We start from the raw sequence: 17850 nt of genomic DNA on the forward strand, positions 1-17850 counted from the left end.
GGCGAGTTCGGGGGGTACGCGCTGGCCGCGCGGCGCCGAGTTCGCCGCGCTTGCCGCCGATGGTCTGGACGCTGCCGATATTGGGACCGGCGGCGCGGACGGCGTCGGCGAAGCTCTGCTTGCCCTCGACGGCCTTCACGATCGCGCGCGCCTTGTCGCGGGCGATCTTTTGTCCCTGCGCGAGTTTCCAGTCGGCGAGCAGGTCGGCGCGGATCTGCGCGAAGGGCGGGGGGCCGCGGCGACGACCGATTTCACCGCATAGACGGCGAATTTCTCATTCTCGACCAACGTCGCGAGGTGGGTTTCGCCTTCGCCGCCGCCCTGGAAGGCCTGGGCGACCAGCGGCGCGAGGTCGGCGGCCATGGCAAAGGCTGGCTGCGAGGGCGCGCGGCCGCTGGGCAGGATCGCCGGGGTTTCGGTAAGCGCGAGCTTGCGCTCCTCGGCGATCTCCTCGATCGACGCGCCGCTGTTCACCGCGTCCTGAACCGCGTTGTAATAGCTGATGACCGCTTCGTTCGCCTTGTTCTTGGCGATCTGTTCGCGGATTTCGGGGGTTGCCATGGCGAGTGTCTTGGCGGGAATGGTCGTGATCGCTTCGACCTGCGCGATGGTCCAGCCGAGGCCGGTCTGCGTCGGGCCCAGCACGTCGCCGCGCTTGGCGGCAAAGGCCGCCTTCGCGGCAGCGGTGCTCGTCATGCCCGAATAGGCGGTCTGGGTGACGTCGCCCGACGAGGCGGCGGTGAGGCCGGCGGCCTGCGCGGCGGCGGCGACCGGGGTGCCGCCGCGGACCTTGGCGGCGATGCCGTTGGCGGTCGCCTGGTCGGGCGCGATCACCTGCATGAAGCGGCGCGTTTCGCTCGCGGCGAAGCGCGCGGCATTGGCCTTGTAGATGTCGGCGATTTCCTTGTCCGTGACCGCCGCGACCGGCGCGCTGCTGCGGTCGAACACGGCATATTGCAGCACGCGCCGTTCGGGAATGCTGAAGCGCGACCGGTTCTGCGCCAGATGTTTCTGCAGCACGGAGTCGCCGGGATCGGCCGAGGGGGCAAAGCTGCTCGACGGGATATAGGTCGCCTGCCCACGGCGCTCCTCGAGCAGCAGCGCGGCATAGGGTTGCGCCATCGACGCTGCGATCCGCCGCATCGACCCGACCGGGGCGGCGAGCTGTTCGGCGTAGATGCTCTGTTCGATGTCGGCGCGGAGCTGCGCCTCGGTGATATTGTTGTTGCGCAGGAAGGCCGTGAAGACGGCCTGGTCGAAATTGCCCGACACGCCCTTGAACACCGGAATGTCGGCGATACGGCCGTCGACGAGGCGCTTGTTGACGCCGAAGCCCAGATCGGCCGCATATTGGCTGAAGGCGAGGCCGTCGATCATCTGGTCGAGCGTCTGCTGCAGCCCGCCCCCCTGGATGAAGGCGTCCATCGTCAGGCCGGGCTGTTGCTCGCGCGCCTGATCGTAGGCGCGACGGACCGCCGTGCGCAGTTCGGCGATGCCGATTTCCTTGTCGCCGACGCGCGCCGCATTGACGCCGCCCACACCGCCGCCCAGGCTCAGATTGCCGACATCGCCGAGCGCGAACAGCAGGCCGATCAGGCCGATGAAGGCGAGGGCGATGACCTTGCCCAGCGTGGAGGAGAAAAGGCTGCGGATCGCGGTAATCATCGAACGGGCATTCTTTCGGTACGGGCGCGGGGGCCGCGCTGGTCGGAGCGGCTTTAGGCGGGTCGGGCGGCGGCATCAAGGCGGGAAAGCCGACTTGCGCAGCGGCGGCGCACCCCGCTAGGGGCCTTGGCGACGAGTGTGCAGGCGAAAGGGAGCAAGCCATGGCGCGGCGCAAATATGTGGTCGGCAACTGGAAGATGAACGGGCTGTCCGATGCGGTGGCCGAGGCCGGGGCGATATTCGGCGCAGCAAAGGATTATCCGGCGGTCGATGTCGCGCTCTGCCCGCCCTTCACGCTGATCGGCGCGCTGGTCGCCGCGGCGCCGGGGTCGGCGGTCGGCGGGCAGGATTGCCATGCCGCACCGTCGGGCGCCTATACGGGGTCGGTGTCGGCGCCGATGCTGGCCGATGCCGGCGCCACGCTGACGATCGTCGGGCACAGCGAGCGGCGCGAGGGTTTCGGCGAGAGCGATGCCGATGTGAAGGCGAAGGCCGAGGCGGCGCTGGCCGCCGGCCTGTCGGTGATCCTGTGCGTCGGCGAGCCGCGCGCGATTCGCGAATCGGGCGGCGCGATCGACCATGTGCTGGTGCAGGTACGCGGGTCGCTGCCGGATGCCTTCGATCCGACCCGGCTGGCCATCGCCTATGAACCGATCTGGGCGATCGGCACCGGACTGATCCCGACCGTCGAGGATGTCGCCGCGATGCACGGGTCGATCCGCGCCGCGCTGTCCGAGCGCATCGGCGCCGGCGCGCAGGTGCTGCGGCTGCTCTATGGCGGGTCGGTCAATGGCGACAATGCCGCCGAACTGCTGGGCGCGGGCGATGTCGACGGGGCGCTGGTGGGCGGCGCGAGCCTGACGGCGGCGAAATTCCTGCCGATCGTCGCGGCGGGGGCGGGGCTTCCCTGAAATGATGTCGTCCCCGCGAAGGCGGGGACCGCAAGAGGGGTGGCGCAAGGCCGAAGGCGGCCCCCGCCTTCGCGGGGGCGACGGGTCAGCTTGCGGGTTGAAGAAACCGCCCGCCCTCTCTATGTGCACCGCCAGATTGGCCGTGGCGCGGCCCAGCCTTTTTCCGGGAAATATTGATGTCGAACCTCTTCACCTTTCTGCTGGTCGTTCAGGCCATCGTTGCCGCGGCGATGATCGGCGTCATCCTGATGCAGAAGTCGGAAGGCGGCGGGCTGGGCGTCGGCGGCAGCCCCGCGGGCCTGTTGTCGGCGCGCGGCGCGGCGGATTTCATGACGCGCGCGACGACGATCCTAGCGACCGCCTTCGTCGGCCTTTCGATCGTGCTCGCCGCGATGGCGTCGGTGAACGGCGCCGGCGGTTCGACGATCGACACCTCGCTGTCGAAGTCGGCGCAGCCCGCCAGCGGCGGCGCGGTGCCCGGCAGCATGACCGGCCCGGCCCCGGCGACCGGCGCTCCCGCGACGGGCGCCCCGGCGCAGACGCTGCCGAGCGACGATCCGCTGGCCGCCGCCGCCGCGGCTGCGGCGCCACCGGCCGAGCAGCCGGCTCCCGCCAAGAAATAAGCGGCGCCGCCAGGCGCCCGACCCTTCGCAAGCGGCGGCGGAATTATTTCCGCGGCGCGCGATTCGACGGCTTGCGCCGTCCCCCTCCCGTTGAGTAAGTCTCTCCTCCCATGGCGCGGTTCATTTTTATCACCGGCGGCGTGGTCTCCTCGCTTGGCAAAGGTCTGATGGCGGCTAGCCTCGCCGCCTTGCTGCAAGCGCGTGGCTATCGCGTCCGCATCCGGAAATTCGATCCCTATCTCAACGTCGATCCGGGCACGATGTCGCCCTATCAGCACGGCGAGGTCTATGTGACCGACGACGGGGCGGAGACCGACCTCGACCTCGGTCATTACGAGCGCTTCACCGGTGTAGCGGCGCGGCAGAGCGACAATGTCACCTCCGGCCGCATCTATCAGCAGATCATCACCAAGGAGCGCCGCGGCGATTATCTCGGCGCGACGGTGCAGGTCGTTCCGCATGTTACCGATGCGATCAAGGCCTTTGCGCGCGCCGAAACCGACGACCTCGATTTCGTGCTGTGCGAAATCGGCGGCACGGTCGGCGACATCGAATCGCTGCCCTTCATCGAGGCGATCCGCCAGCTTCGGAACGAGGAGGGGCGCGACAAGACGTTGTCCGTGCATGTCACTCTGGTGCCTTACATCGCGGCGGCGGGCGAGTTGAAGACCAAGCCGACGCAGCATAGCGTGCGCGAACTCGCCTCGCTCGGCGTCCAGCCCGATATCCTACTCTGCCGCTGCGAAAAGCCGCTGCCCGAAGGCGAGCGCGCCAAGATCGCGCAATTCTGCAACGTGCGGAAGGAAGCGGTGATCCCGGCGCTCGACGCCGATTCGATCTATTCGGTGCCGGTCCAATATCATGGCGAGGGACTGGACAGCGAAGTGCTGCGCGCCTTCGGCATCCACGATGCGGCCGAGCCCGACCTGTCGGCCTGGTACGACATCATGGACCGCAAGCAGCACCCCGAGGGCGAGGTGACGATCGGTGTCGTCGGCAAATATGTGTCGCTGCCCGACGCCTATAAGTCGCTCAACGAGGCGCTGGTCCATGGCGGCATGGCGAACCGGGTCAAGGTCAACATCCGCTGGCTCGACGCCGAGATGTTCGAACAGGACGGCGACCTCGCCGCCAAGCTCGAGCCGATGCACGGCATTCTCGTCCCCGGCGGTTTCGGCGAGCGCGGGTCCGAAGGCAAGATTTCGAGCGTCAAATTCGCGCGAGAGCGGGGGGTTCCGTTCCTCGGCATCTGCCTCGGCATGCAGATGGCGTGCATCGAGGGCGCGCGGAACACCAGCGGCATCGCCGACGCGTCGAGCACCGAATTCGGCAAGACGAACGAGCCGGTGGTCGGCATGATCACCGAATGGATGAGCGCCGAGGGGCTGCAGAAACGCGGCACAGACACCGACCTCGGCGGGACGATGCGGCTGGGCGCCTATGAGGCGAAACTGTCGCCGAACAGCCATGTCGCGGCGGTCTATGGCGCGAACGAGATCAGCGAGCGGCACCGCCACCGGTACGAGGTCAACGGCGCCTATCGCGACCGCCTCGAAAGCGGCGGTTTGGTCTTTTCAGGCATGTCGCCCGATGGCATGTTGCCCGAAATCGTCGAACGGCCTGACCATCCGTGGTTCATCGGGGTGCAATTCCATCCCGAACTCAAGTCGAAGCCCTTCGACCCGCACCCGCTGTTCGCCGGGTTCATCGAAGCGGCGGTGAGGCACAGCCGGCTGGTGTAACAAGGGAAACGGGGCTTATGGATCACGCGAAACTCGCCGAACTGCAGGGCCCCGACAGCATATTTTCCGGCCTGTCGCTGCAGGACTGGGCCGATGTCGCCGGGCGCGCGGTCCAGATCAATTTCGTCCGCGGCAAGGAGTTGCTGAGCCAGGGCGACGCGGGCGACAGCCTGTTGATCCTGACCGAAGGCACGGCGCGGGTGTCGATGCTGACCCCGAACGGACGCGAGATCGTGCTCGCCTATGCCGAACCCGGCGCGGTGCTGGGCGAGATCGCCCTGCTCGACGGCGGCGAGCGCACCGCATCGGTCACGGCGACGAGCGCCGGCAGCGCATTGCAATTGGGGCGCAACGCGCTGCGGGATTTCGCCGCGAGCCATCCCGACTTCGCCTGGTCGCTGATGCAGCAGCTCGCGCGGCGGCTGCGCACAGCCGACCAGACCATCGAGAGCGACCGCGCCTATGCCTCCGGCCCGCGGCTCGCGCGCTATCTGAAGCGGCTGATTCGCAAGGATATCGAGACGGCGCAGCGCGTCGAGCTGTCGCAGACCGAACTCGGGAATTTCGCAGGCATGAGCCGCGAGCATATCAACCGCCAGCTCAAGAGCTGGGAGGAATCGGGAGTCATCTCGCTCGAACAGGGGCGGGTGCGGGTACTCGATGCCGGGATGCTCGAGGATATCAGCGAGAGCGAGGGGTGATCTCTTCTAACTCCTCCGCTGAAGGGGAGGATTCGGGTAGGTGTGAATCACAACGCCCGGGCCTCTGCCGAGACCCGGGCGCCTGTGACGAACTACCGCCATCCCCCTTTGCGTGAACCAGGCGAAAGGTTCACACTCCCTGAAACCGGGCCTTTAGCCGCGTGATCCAGAAGTCGCTGGGCTAGGCCGCCCGGCGCCGCTTGTCACCCTCTGGTGGTTGAATCGCGATGCTTTTGCCGCCCGCTGTGGCCGATGGGCAACATATTTTGCGAATCGCTCGCAATTCATGCCGCGCCAAAGCGCCCATTGCCAGCGCCCGGCACGCCCCCTAAAGCGGCGCCATGTCCGCCATTTCCCGCGCGTTCGAGGGACCGTTCCGCTCATGATCCTGCGTCCCTACGAACGTACCATCTTCAAGCGTTACCTGCTGCCGCAGCGCGGCGAGGGATTCATCTTCGTCGCCGCGGCGTTCAGCTTCATCGCGGTGATGATCGGCGTCGCGTCGCTCGTCATCGTGATGAGCGTCGTGAACGGGGTGCGCGCCGAGCTGTTCGACAAGATCGTCGGCCTCAATGGCCATGCGGTGGTGCAGGGCTTCGGCGGGCGCATCGACGGCTGGCGCGACGTGCTGAAGGAAGTACGTGCGACGCCGGGGGTCACCTCGGCGACGCCGATCATCGAACAGCCCCTGCTCACCACCTTCAACGGCCGGGTCGAGGGGGTGGCGGTGCGCGGCATGCTGGTTTCCGACATCCGCAACAACGACGTGCTGAAGGGCGAGGTGAAGCAGGGCCATCTCGACAGCCTGACCGACGGATCGGGCACGGTCGCGCTGGGGTCCGAACTGGCGAACAATCTGGGAGCGACCGTCGGATCGCAGATCACGATCATCAACCCCGCGGGGCGGTCGACGCCCTTCGGCACGGTGCCGCGCGAGATCAGCTACCGCGTCGGCGCGATCTTTTCGATCGGCGTCTATGATTTCGACAAGACCTATATCATCATGCCGATGGCCGATGCCCAGTTGCTGCTGCTGACCGGCGACCAGATCGGCATCATCAAGGTGCAGACCGAGGATGCCGACCGCGTCGGCGAGATATTGCGACCGCTGGCGCAGAAACTGTCGTCGCGGGCGGTGATCGCCGACTGGCGGTCGATGAACAACAGCCTGTTCGAGGCGCTGTCGGTCGAGCGGGTGGCGCTGTTCGTCATCCTGTCGCTGATCATCCTGGTCGCGGCGTTCAACATCGTGTCGTCGCTGATCATGCTGGTGCGCGCCAAAACGCGAGACATCGCGATCATGCGCACCATGGGCGCGCCGCGCGATTCGGTGCTGCGCATCTTCGTCGCGATCGGGGTCGCGATCGGGGTCGGGGGAACGCTCGTCGGCCTGATCCTGGGTTTCGTGGCGCTCTATTTCCGCAAGGGCATATTGAACGGCATCGGGTATCTGTCGGGCCAGAATCTGTGGGATCCTTCGGTGCGTTTCCTGACTGAACTGCCCTCGAAACCCAACCCGGTCGAGATCGGCGTCGTGGTGGTGATGACGATCCTCTTCAGCTTCCTGGCGACGCTCTATCCGGCCTTCAAGGCGGCGAATACCGATCCGGTGCAGGTGCTGCGCTATGAATGACGTCCTGCAGCTCGTTCAGCTGACGCGCCATTTCGAACAGGGCGGGGCGCGGATCGACGTGCTGCGCGGGATCGACGCGGGACTGCGTTCGGGCGAGATCGTCGCGCTGCTCGGCCCGTCGGGGTCGGGCAAGTCGACCCTGCTGCAGGCGGTTGGCCTGCTCGAAGGCGGCTTCGGCGGCAAGATCGTGATCGACGGCGAGGACGTCACGCGCCTGGGGCAGGGCGAGCGCACGCGCGCGCGGCGCGAGAAGATTGGATTCGTCTATCAGTTCCATCACCTGCTGCCCGATTTCAACGCGATCGAGAATGTCGTGCTGCCGCAGCTGATCCGCGGTACCGGGCAGGCCGAGGCCGAGGCGCGCGCCGAGGAATTGCTGGGGCGGCTGGGCCTTTCCGAGCGGTTGCATCACAAGCCGAGCAAGCTGTCGGGCGGCGAGCAGCAGCGCGTCGCGGTGGCACGCGCGCTGGCGAACCGGCCGCTGCTGGTGCTCGCCGACGAGCCCACGGGCAATCTCGACGAGGCGACGGCGGACAAGGTATTCGACCAGTTCGTGGCGCTGGTGCGCGACAATGGATCGGCGGCGCTGGTCGCGACGCACAACGAACGGCTCGCGGCGCGGATGGACCGCGTGCTGCGCTTGCACGAAGGGCGGGTCGAGGCGTAGGTTCGCTGTCTTGATCATAAGTCCATTACCCGTTCGCATCGAGCGAAGTCGAGATGCCCCTCGACGAGTGCCAAGCCGACGGGTGTCTCGACTTCGCTCGACACGAACGGATTTGCTATGGAGGAACGGACTATGGGTCTTTACGATCTTTCGGCAAAGCTGCCCGGTGGCGGCGAGCAGTCGCTGGCCGACTACAAGGGCAAGGTGCTGCTGATCGTCAACACCGCATCGAAATGCGGCTTCACCCCGCAATATGAGGGGCTGGAGGCGCTGTACCGCGACTATCGGGACCGCGGGTTCGAGATACTGGCCTTTCCGTGCAACCAGTTCCTCGGGCAGGAGCCGGGAGACGCGGCGGAGATCGCCAATTTCTGTTCGCTGACCTATGACGTGTCCTTCCCGCTGATGGCGAAGATCGAGGTCAACGGCGACGGAGCCGATCCGATCTTCCGATATCTGAAGAAGGAAAAGACCGGGCTGCTGGGAGGCCGGATCAAATGGAATTTCACCAAATTCCTCGTCGGGCGCGACGGCAAGGTGGCGTCGCGCCACGCGCCGGCGACGACGCCCGAGCAGCTGAGGAAAGAGATAGAGGAATTGCTGGGGTAGCTGCTCTAAAATCCGTTCGCCCTGAGCTTGTCGAAGGGCCGTCCTTCACTTGCCACGGTGAAGAAAAGTGCGGTGCTTCGACAAGCTCAGCACAAACGGAGTTGGTATGCAGCGGATGTGCATAATTTGCATACTGACGCTTCCCCGAATCGTCACATATGCCTAGCGTCACCAAATGGCCTACAGCCCCTTCGTCCCCCTGCGCGTCTTTTCCAGCTACACCATGCTCGAAGGGGCGATCGATCCGAAAGCCATTGCGAAAGCCGCGCGTGACCGCGGTTTCCCGGCGATCGCGATAGCCGACCGCAACGGCCTCTATGGCGCGATGGCGTTCGGCGAGGCGTGCAAGGCGGCGGGTGTCCAGCCGATCGTCGGCGTCTTCCTGAGCATTGCGCGGCCGGGACCGCGGCTTGCGAACGGCGCGCCGCAGATCGACTGGCTGGCGCTCTTTGCGCAGGACGAGACGGGGTATAATAATCTCTGCGCGCTCGTTTCGGCGGCGCACCTCGGGCGCCCCGTCGAGCAGGACCCGCATGTCACCCTGTCATCGCTTACGGGCAAGACCGACGGACTGATCTGCCTGACCGGCGGCGGCGAGGGCGCGCTGGCGCGGCTGCTCGCGGGCGAGCAGCAGACCGCGGCGGAGGATTATGTCGAACAGCTCGAAGCCCTGTTCGACGGGCGGCTCTATATCGAACTCTCGCGGCGCGGCGACGCGGCGGAGAAGGCCGCCGAAAAGGCGCTGATCGACATGGCCTATGCGCGCGCGCTGCCGCTCGTCGCGACCAACCCCGCGTCCTTCGTCGAGCCGCAGTTCCACGCCGCGCACGACGCGATGCTGTGCATCGCGCAATCGGCCTATGTCGAGAGCGAGGACCGGCGCGTTTCAAGCCCCGAAGCCTGGCTGAAACCGGCCGAGGCGATGGAGGATGCCTTCTCCGACCTGCCCGAGGCGATTCGCAACACGCTCGTCGTTGCGCAGCGCTGCGCCTATATGGCGCCGAAGCGCAAGCCGATCCTGCCGAGCCTCGCGGGCGACCGCGAGGGCGAGGCGGCGCAGCTCAAGGCCGACGCGCATGCCGGGCTCGCCGCCCGGCTCACACACTATCCCGATCTCGGCGACGCGGATCGCGAGGCCTATGTGAAGCGCCTCGACTTCGAGGTCGACGTCATCACCCAGATGGGCTTTCCGGGATATTTCCTGATCGTTGCCGACTTCATCAAATGGGCGAAGGCGCACGATATTCCGGTGGGGCCGGGGCGCGGGTCGGGCGCGGGCAGCGTCGTCGCCTGGGCGCTGACGATCACCGACCTCGATCCGCTGAAGCTCGGGCTGCTGTTCGAACGCTTCCTCAACCCCGAGCGCGTGTCGATGCCCGACTTCGACATCGACTTCTGCGAAACGCGGCGCGGCGAGGTGATCCGCTATGTGCAGGAGAAATACGGCCGCGACACCGTCGCGCAGATCATCACCTTCGGTAAGCTGAAGGCGCGGGCGGTGCTCAAGGACACCGGCCGCGTGCTCCAGATGAGCTATGGCCAGGTCGACCGGCTCGCGAAGCTGGTGCCCAATCATCCGACCGATCCCTGGACGCTCGAACGTGCGCTCAACGGCGTCAGTGAACTGATGACCGAGTACAAGCAAGATGGCGGCGTGCGCCGCCTGTTCGACATGGCGCGCCAATTGGAAGGCCTGCCGCGGCACAGTTCGACCCACGCGGCGGGGGTGGTTATCGGCGACCGGCCGCTCGACCAGCTCGTCCCGCTCTATCGCGACCCGCGCTCGGACATGCCGGTGACGCAGTTCGACATGAAATATGTCGAAAGCGCGGGGCTGGTGAAATTCGACTTTCTGGGCCTCAAGACGCTGTCGGTGCTCAAGGAGGCGCGGCGGCTGCTCGCGCTCAGGGGCATCGACGTCGATCTCGACGCGCTCGGCTGGGACGATCCGGCGGTCTATGAACTGCTCCAGCGCGGCGACACGGTCGGGGTGTTCCAGCTCGAATCCGAAGGAATGCGGCGCACCCTGTCGGCGGTGAAGCCGACCAACTTCGGCGATATCATCGCGCTCGTCGCGCTGTACCGTCCCGGCCCGATGGACAATATCCCGCTGTTCGGCGCGCGCAAGAACGGGCGCGAGAAGATCGCCTATCCGCACCCGCTGCTCGAGGGCATCCTTGCCGAAACCTACGGCATCTTCGTCTATCAGGAACAGGTGATGCAGGCGGCGCAGATCCTCGCCGGCTACAGCCTCGGCGGCGCCGACCTGCTGCGCCGCGCGATGGGCAAGAAGGTGCAGGCTGAGATGGACGCGCAGCGCGACACATTCGTCAAGGGCTGCGGCGAGCACAACGGCATCGACCCCAGGGCGGCGAACGAGCTGTTCGACTTGATCGACAAATTCGCGGGCTACGGCTTCAACAAGAGCCATGCCGCGGCTTACGCGCTGCTGTCGTACCAGACCGCCTGGCTGAAGGCGCATCATCCGCACGAATTCTTTGCGGCGTCGATGTCGTTCGACAGCCATCAGACCGACAAATTGTCGGTGTTCATCGACGATATGCGGCGGCTGGGCGTCGGCATCGCGCCGCCGTCGATCAACGACAGCGAGGCCGATTTCTCGGTCGGGCAGACCGACGAGGGGCTGGCGGTGCGCTATGCGCTCGGCGCGCTCAAGGGAGTCGGCGAAAAGGCAATGGAGGCACTGGTCGCCGAGCGCCGGGCGCACGGCGATTTCGCCAGCCTCGACGATTTCGCCGGACGGATCGACCCCAAACTGCTCAACCGGCGGCAGATCGAGGCGCTGGCGGCGGGCGGGGCGTTCGACCCGATCGAGCCCGAACGGCCGCGCGCCTATGCGGGCGCCGAGGCGCTGCTCGCCTGCGCCAACAGCTCGGCGCACGAACGTTCGACGGGGCAGGGCGGGCTGTTCGGCGGTGACATCGCGATCGCGCCGGTGCTGCAACTGCCCGCCGCCGAACCCTGGACGCTTGCCGAGCGGATGACGCGCGAGAAGGAGGCGTTCGGCTTCTATTTCTCCGCCCACCCGGTCGAGCAATATGAGGCGATCGTCGCGGCGCGCGGCGCGCGCAGCTATGGCGATATCTGCGCCAATGTCGCGATGACGCCGGGGACGCGCATCCCGATGACGATGGCGGCGATGGTCGAAAGCGCCCGCCCGCGCGTGTCGCAGCGCGGCAACCGCTTCCTCAACCTAACGCTGTCCGACCGTAGTGGCCAGTTCCAGTCGAGCTGTTTCGACGAGGGCGCGGGCAAGGTGCTGGAAGCTTTGGCGGCCGACGGCGGCTGCGCGATGCTGTCGGTCGAACTCGACCTGCTCGAGGGCGAGGAGACGCCGCGCGTCACCGTGCGCGGGGCGCAGCCGCTCGCCGACATCGCGGCCACCGCGGCATTGCAGCTCGAATGCCGGATCGAGGCGGCGAGCGCGATCGCCGACCTCGCGCGCCTTGCCGAGCGGCGCGAGGACGCGCGCGGCACGATCGTCGTCACCACGCCCGATCCCGACACCGGGCTGGACATTCGCGTCAACCTCGGCCGCCGCTTCGCGCTCGACCCCGACCTGGTCGCGCGGCTGGAAATGGTCGCGGGGGTGATCGAACCCAGGCTGTCGCTCGTCGCGCCGCGCGATTTCCGGGTGCGTTCCTAAAGCCCCTCCCCTTCAGGGGAGGGGGTTGGGGCGGGGTCTTTAGGCGTAGGACAACCCCACCCGCTGCGGCTAACGAACAAGTTCGCAAGTCTCGCTGCCCTCCCCCGAAGGGGAGGGATATTGTAGTTGCGCCCAACGCATTCCCCGCCTTATCCAAGGCGAAACGACAAAGAGGATGCGATATGGGAATGCAGGGCCAGCCGTTACTCGTCACCAGCCTGATCGATCATGCCGCGCGCGAGCATGCGTCGCGCGAGATCGTGTCGCGCTGGGCCGACGGCAGCATGACGCGATCGACCTGGGGCGAGGTCGGCAGGGACGCGCGGCGGTTCGCCGCGGCGATGGCGAGGCTCGGTGTCACCAAGGGTGACCGCATCGCGACGCTGGCGATGAACCACGGCCACCATCTCGTGAGTTGGTACGGCAGCGCCGGGCTGGGCGGGGTTCTGCATACGGTGAACCCGCGGCTGTTCGACGAACAGCTTGTCTATATCGTCAACCATGCGGCGGACCGCGTGCTGCTGTTCGACGCGATGTTCCTGCCGATCGTCGAGCGGCTGCGCCCCGAGCTCAAGACCGTCGAGCATTTCATCCTGTTCGACGCGCCGGCGCAGGGCGACTATAAAAGCTATCGCGACCTGATCGAGGCTGAGGACGACAGTTTCCAGTGGGTCGAGCTCGACGAGCGCGACCCGGTCGGGCTTTGCTATACCAGCGGCACGACGGGCAATCCCAAGGGCGTGCTCTATGAGCATCGCTCGAACGTCATCCACGCGATCACCGAGATTCAGCCCGACGTGTTCGACCTGTCGAACCGCAGCGTCGTGCTGCCGATCGTGCCGATGTTCCATGCCAACAGCTGGGGCGTGCCCTTCGCGGCGGCGACGGTGGGGGCGAAGCTGGTGTTTTCGGCGACCAACGACGCGCAGGTCTTGTGCGACCTGATGCACGAGGAAGGAGTGACGCACAGCGCCGGCGTGCCGACGGTGTGGATCGCGATGTTCGCGCATATGGACAAGACCGGCATCGGCTATGGCAAGCTCGCGCGCGTCATCATCGGCGGCTCGGCGTGCCCGCGCGCAATGATCGAGCGGTTCATGAGGGACGATATCGAGGTCGCGCACGCCTGGGGCATGACCGAGACGAGCCCGATCGGCACCATGGGCAAAAGGCCCTGGAACTGGGACGACATGAGCTTCGAGGAAAGGGTCGACAATATCGCCAAGCAGGGCTGTCCGCCCTTCGGGGTCGAACTGCGCGTCGTCGACGACGAGGATCGCGTTCTGCCGCGCGACGGCGAGACGAGCGGGCGGCTGCAGATCCGCGGGCCGTGGATCATCAAACGCTATTACCGCGCCGACGAGGATGCCGCCGACGAGGACGGCTGGTTCGACACGGGCGACGTCGCGGTACTGCACCCCGACGGCACGATGCAGATCACCGACCGCGCCAAGGACGTCATCAAGTCGGGCGGCGAATGGATTTCGTCGATCGAGCTCGAAAATGCCGCGCTCGGCGCGCCGGGGGTGCAGGAGGCCGCGGCAGTGGGCGTCTATCACCCCAAGTGGGACGAGCGGCCGGTGCTGCTGGTGGTGAAGAAGCCGGGGGCGGAGGTCAGCGAGAGCGCGGTGATTTCCTATCTGGGCGACAAGGTCGCGAAATGGTGGCTACCCGACGAGGTGATCTTCGTCGACGAGCTGCCGCACACCGCGACCGGCAAGCTGCTCAAGCGTCAGCTGCGCGACGATTATAAGGATTATCGGTTGAGGTCATTGGCGGAGGCGTGAGGCGGACGGAGAGAAAGCCGGATCGTCGCCCCCGCGAAGGCGGGGGCCGCTGGCGGCATCGCTCAGCCGTTGAGGCGGTCAAAAAGATCGACCCATTCGGGATTGGCTTCGGAAATGAGCCGAAGTTTCCAGACCCGCTTCCATTTCTTCATCGCTTTTTCCCGGACGATAGCTTCGTCGATCCGATCGAAAGGTTCGGCATAGACCAATCGCCTCAGCTGCCATTTCTTGCAGAAATCCGAACCTTGGCCAGATCGGTGGGCGAAGATTCGAGCCGGTAGATCGGCTGTCACACCAATGTAGAGAATGCCCATCGGCTTGTTCGTCATGATGTAGACATAGGCATTTCTCATCGGTCCGCGCTCCATGACGCCAGCGGCCCCCGCCTTCGCGGGGGCGACGCTATGCTTTCAGAACAACTCCATTTGCCCGTCGCGTTCGGGTGGGCGGAACAGGTCGCAGCGCAGCGGCGGAAACCGCCGGTCCATCCCATATTCGCGGGCGGCGCGCTTGACGCGGGCGCGGATGAGGTCGGGCCAGATGCCCTGACCCCGCATGCGGGTACCGAAATGGGGATCGTTGTCGCGTCCGCCACGTATGTCCTGGATCATGTGCATCACCTTGGCGGCGCGGTCGGGATAATGCGCGGCGAGCCAGGCACGGAACAGGGGCGCGACCTCGTGCGGCAGGCGGACGAGGATATAGGAGGCGCGGATCGCACCCGCCTCCGACGCGGCTTTCATGATCGCTTCGATCTCATGGTCAGTGATCGCGGGTATGATCGGCGAGATATTGACCTGCGTCGGCACGCCCGCGTCGATGAGTCTGCGGATCGCGGCGAGGCGGCGGCGCGGGTGCGGGGCGCGGGGCTCGAGCGTGCGGGCGAGGGCGGGGTCGAGGCTGGTGACCGAGACGGCGACCCCGATCAGATCGTCCTTCGCCATTCGGGCCAACAGGTCGATGTCGCGAAGCAGGCGATCCGACTTGGTGGTGATGATGAGGGGATGCCGGGTCTCGGCCAGCACTTCGACGACCGAGCGGGTGATGCCCCATTCGCGTTCGATCGGCTGATACCCGTCGGTGTTGGTGCCGATCGCGAGCGGCGCGACCTTGTAATTGCGTTTGGCGAGTTCGGCGCGCAGCAGCTTTGCTGCGTCGGGCTTGGCGAAGAGGCGGCTTTCGAAGTCGAGGCCGGGCGACAGGTCGTGGAAGGCGTGCGTCGGGCGCGCGAAGCAATAGACGCAGCCATGCTCGCAGCCGCGATAGGGATTGATCGAACGGTCGAAGCCGATGTCGGGGGACGTGTTGCGGGCGATGATCGTTTTGGGATGCTCGATGGTGACGGTGGTGCGCAGGCGGGGTGCCGCGCCGTCGATGGTTTCGGCTTCGTCGAGCCAGTCACCGTCGGCTTCGCGTGCCAGCGAGCCGGTACGGGTTGGGCGAAGGTTGGTTGGTGCGCCGCGACCGGGGATCGGGGGGAGGGATTTTGATTCCACCGGGCGAGGATATAGCGCTGGATAGAACAAAGGAAGAACAAATTGCCGTAACCCCCGCCTGCGCGGGGGCGACGGATTTCGCTATTCCGTCAGTCGCGGAATCAGGTCGACGAAGTTGCAGGGCTTGTCGCCGGCTGTCGAGCTGGGTCGAAAGAATGCCGTTCCACGCATCCTTGACCGCCCCGGTGGAACCCGGAAGTGCGAAGATATACGTCCCGCGCGCCACCACGGCGCAGGCGCGCGACTGGATCGTCGAGGTGCCGATGCTCTGATAGCTCAGCCAGCGGAACAGTTCGCCGAAGCCGGGAATGTCCTTGCCGTCGAGCGCGTGCAGCGCCTCGGGCGTGACGTCGCGGCCGGTGACGCCGGTGCCGCCGGTGGTGATGACGACATCGACTTCGGGATCGTCGATCCAGTTGTGGAGGCGCGAAACGATCAGCGACTTTTCGTCGCGGATGATTGCGCGGTCGGCGAGGATATGGCCAGCGCCGGTGAGCAGGTCGACGAGCGTGTCGCCCGATCTGTCGTCGGTCGCGCTGCGGCTGTCCGAAATGGTCAGGACCGCGATGCGGACCGGTTTGAAGTTGAGACTTTCGTCAATCGGCATTCGTCAGCCCGCCGGCATAGGTCAGCCGGGTGCGGTCCTTGGTATCGGGAAAGCGCGGCCATTGCCCCTGCGCCAGCGCGGAGCGACTGACCGAGGGCTTGCCCTGCTGCGCTTCGTACATCCAGTAATTGCGCAGCACGATGCCAACATAACCGCGCGTTTCCCAATAGGGGATCGATTCGATGTAGAGCAAAGGATCGCCGCCGTCGCGCACCTCGGTCTGCCAGCGCGCGATCGGCGCGGGGCCGGCATTATAGGCGGCGATGACCTTGGGCAGCTGGCCGCCGGTCGAGCCGTCGCGGCTAAGATATTCGAGGTAGCGCTGCCCGAAATCCATATTGACCGCGGGGGTCTTGAGGTCGCCGGGGCCGGTCGGATCGCCGTTCCAGCGGGCAAGGTCGCGCGCGGTACCGGGGCGTACCTGCATCAGCCCCATCGCGCCCGCGCCGCTGACAGCGGTCCGCTGGAAGCGCGATTCCTGCAGCGTATGGGCAAAGACCAGCGCGGGATCGACCCGCCAGCCGCCATTGGGTTCCCATTTCGGCTGCGGATAGCGCGTCGATGCGGCGAGCTTGCGACCCTGCGGCGTGTTGTGCGCGAGATAAAGCTGGGTTTCGGGCAGGCTGAGCGCGTTGGCGATCCCGATCAGCTGCTCATGCTGGTCGGCCTTGCCGATGCGCGCCTGATGGCGGAGCAGTTCGTCGGCATATTTGTCCTCGCCGATTTCGGCGATCGCGATCGCGGCGCGGACGTTCGGCTGCTCCTCGAGCGCGCGCCAGGCGCTGCGGTCGGCGCGGACATTCTGTTGCTGGTGAACGGTCGGCTGGCCGAGCGTTTCGGCGGCGAGCAGGCCATAGAAGGTTTCCTCGTTCGCGGCGGCGGCGCGCAGGCGCGGCTGGACCGCGGCGGGCTCGCCGGCAGCCATCGCGGCGCGTGCGGACCAGTAATAGGCGGCCGCGCGCAATTCGCTGTCGGGGGCTTCCCTGGCGACGCGGTCGAAGGCGGCGAGGGCGGTGCGATAGTCGCGGAGGCGCCATGCGGCGAGGCCCTGCGTCCAGGCGCCTTGCGTCGCCCAGGCGCCGCCGTTGGCGACGCAGGCGAGCGCGAGACGGAGCGCATTCGCATCGTCGTTTTCGATATAATAGGACCAGGCGACCTTTTGCTGCCATTCGGCGCGCGCGTCGGGGCTGAGCTTGTCGATGACCGCGTTGAGCAGCGCTTCCGCGCCCGCCGGATCGTCATTCTTGATGCGGTCGGGGATGCTGCGGGCGAGGCCGCTCGCAAAGGGATCGCTGACGCTGTCAGCGCCAAGGCGGCGCGGCGCGCTGCCGGCCCATGACAGGCGCGTCTGATAGGGAAGCGTCGGCAGATCGGTCGCGCCGCGCTTGGCGGCGAGGCGGCCGAGCTGTTCGGCCTGCGGCAATTGCGGCGAGCGCGACAGGATCGGCATGATGTCGGCGACTTCGGCCCTGGGGCTGTTCGGCGCGACGAGCAGTTCGGCGCGCAGGAAATCGGTGAGCGGGCCGTTGTCCGCGCTGTCGAGCAGCGCCTTGGCTTCGGTCCAGCGCTGGCCGCGGATGGCGGACACGACTTGCGTATAAAGCTGTTTCTGCTTGCCCGACAGGATCGACGGCACGGTCTGCGGCGCGGCGGCGAAGGGATCGCCCCCGTCGGCCGCGATCGCGGGCGTTGCGGCGAAAAAAAGAAGCGATGCGGCGAGCGCCGCGGTCCATCTTGTCATC

At 66.5% G+C, this 17850-nt stretch carries 13 protein-coding genes and 1 pseudogene; 9 read left to right on the forward strand and 5 right to left on the reverse strand.

Features of this window, described 5'->3' with window-relative positions; all coding sequences use genetic code 11:
* Positions 1 to 135: 135 nt before the first annotated feature.
* A complete protein-coding gene (locus N0A20_RS04335; RefSeq protein ID WP_260582766.1) occupies positions 136 to 1665 on the reverse strand; it encodes a SurA N-terminal domain-containing protein in 1530 nt (509 codons plus the stop codon).
* 161 nt (positions 1666 to 1826) lie between these two features.
* Between N0A20_RS04335 and tpiA the strand changes: the two genes are divergently transcribed.
* The 9 genes from tpiA (at position 1827) to N0A20_RS04380 (ending at position 14005) form a co-directional block, all read left to right on the forward strand.
* Complete coding sequence (tpiA, locus tag N0A20_RS04340; protein WP_260582767.1) at positions 1827 to 2576, forward strand: triose-phosphate isomerase; 750 nt, start codon at positions 1827 to 1829, stop codon at positions 2574 to 2576.
* 176 nt (positions 2577 to 2752) lie between these two features.
* Complete coding sequence (secG, locus tag N0A20_RS04345; protein ID WP_260582768.1) at positions 2753 to 3199, forward strand: preprotein translocase subunit SecG; 447 nt, start codon at positions 2753 to 2755, stop codon at positions 3197 to 3199.
* Between the two features lie 110 nt (positions 3200 to 3309).
* The gene (locus N0A20_RS04350) at positions 3310 to 4941 is read left to right on the forward strand and encodes a CTP synthase (protein ID WP_260582769.1); all 1632 of its coding nucleotides are present in this window, start codon (positions 3310 to 3312) and stop codon (positions 4939 to 4941) included.
* 17 nt (positions 4942 to 4958) lie between these two features.
* Positions 4959 to 5642, forward strand: a complete 684-nt coding sequence (locus N0A20_RS04355; protein ID WP_260582770.1) for a Crp/Fnr family transcriptional regulator — start codon at positions 4959 to 4961, stop codon at positions 5640 to 5642.
* Positions 5643 to 6024: 382 nt separating this feature from the next.
* Positions 6025 to 7275 (forward strand): lipoprotein-releasing ABC transporter permease subunit, encoded by a 1251-nt coding sequence (locus tag N0A20_RS04360; RefSeq protein WP_260582771.1) that lies wholly within the window; start codon positions 6025 to 6027, stop codon positions 7273 to 7275.
* Positions 7268 to 7942, forward strand: coding sequence for an ABC transporter ATP-binding protein (locus N0A20_RS04365; RefSeq protein WP_260582772.1), 675 nt, complete (start codon positions 7268 to 7270; stop codon positions 7940 to 7942). Before N0A20_RS04360 ends, N0A20_RS04365 begins: the two co-directional genes overlap by 8 nt.
* Before the next feature lie 132 nt (positions 7943 to 8074).
* Entirely contained in the window at positions 8075 to 8551 is a 477-nt protein-coding gene (locus N0A20_RS04370; protein WP_260582773.1) for a glutathione peroxidase, read from the forward strand.
* 175 nt (positions 8552 to 8726) lie between these two features.
* Positions 8727 to 12218: a DNA polymerase III subunit alpha gene (dnaE, locus tag N0A20_RS04375; RefSeq protein WP_260582774.1), complete on the forward strand. Its 3492-nt coding sequence runs from the start codon at positions 8727 to 8729 to the stop codon at positions 12216 to 12218.
* A 182-nt stretch (positions 12219 to 12400) separates the two neighbouring features.
* On the forward strand, positions 12401 to 14005 hold the full coding sequence (locus tag N0A20_RS04380) for a long-chain fatty acid--CoA ligase (RefSeq protein ID WP_260582775.1): 1605 nt from the start codon (positions 12401 to 12403) through the stop codon (positions 14003 to 14005).
* Positions 14006 to 14067: 62 nt separating this feature from the next.
* Here the strand turns inward: N0A20_RS04380 and N0A20_RS04385 are convergent, their stop codons facing one another.
* The 4 genes and pseudogenes from N0A20_RS04385 to N0A20_RS04400 all read right to left on the reverse strand — a co-directional run bounded on the left by N0A20_RS04385 (position 14068) and on the right by N0A20_RS04400 (position 17849).
* The gene (locus N0A20_RS04385) at positions 14068 to 14358 is read right to left on the reverse strand and encodes a GIY-YIG nuclease family protein (RefSeq protein WP_260582776.1); all 291 of its coding nucleotides are present in this window, start codon (positions 14356 to 14358) and stop codon (positions 14068 to 14070) included.
* 57 nt (positions 14359 to 14415) lie between these two features.
* Positions 14416 to 15501, reverse strand: a complete 1086-nt coding sequence (locus N0A20_RS04390; protein WP_409574725.1) for a PA0069 family radical SAM protein — start codon at positions 15499 to 15501, stop codon at positions 14416 to 14418.
* An 81-nt stretch (positions 15502 to 15582) separates the two neighbouring features.
* A pseudogene (gene moaB, locus N0A20_RS04395) lies at positions 15583 to 16108 on the reverse strand (molybdenum cofactor biosynthesis protein B).
* Complete coding sequence (locus N0A20_RS04400; RefSeq protein WP_260582777.1) at positions 16098 to 17849, reverse strand: lytic transglycosylase domain-containing protein; 1752 nt, start codon at positions 17847 to 17849, stop codon at positions 16098 to 16100. The pseudogene moaB and the gene N0A20_RS04400 overlap by 11 nt, the downstream one beginning before the upstream one ends.
* Position 17850: the final 1 nt, after the last annotated feature.

The sequence above is a fragment of the Sphingopyxis sp. PET50 genome (assembly GCF_025244705.1).
In the GTDB taxonomy this organism is placed as follows: domain Bacteria; phylum Pseudomonadota; class Alphaproteobacteria; order Sphingomonadales; family Sphingomonadaceae; genus Sphingopyxis.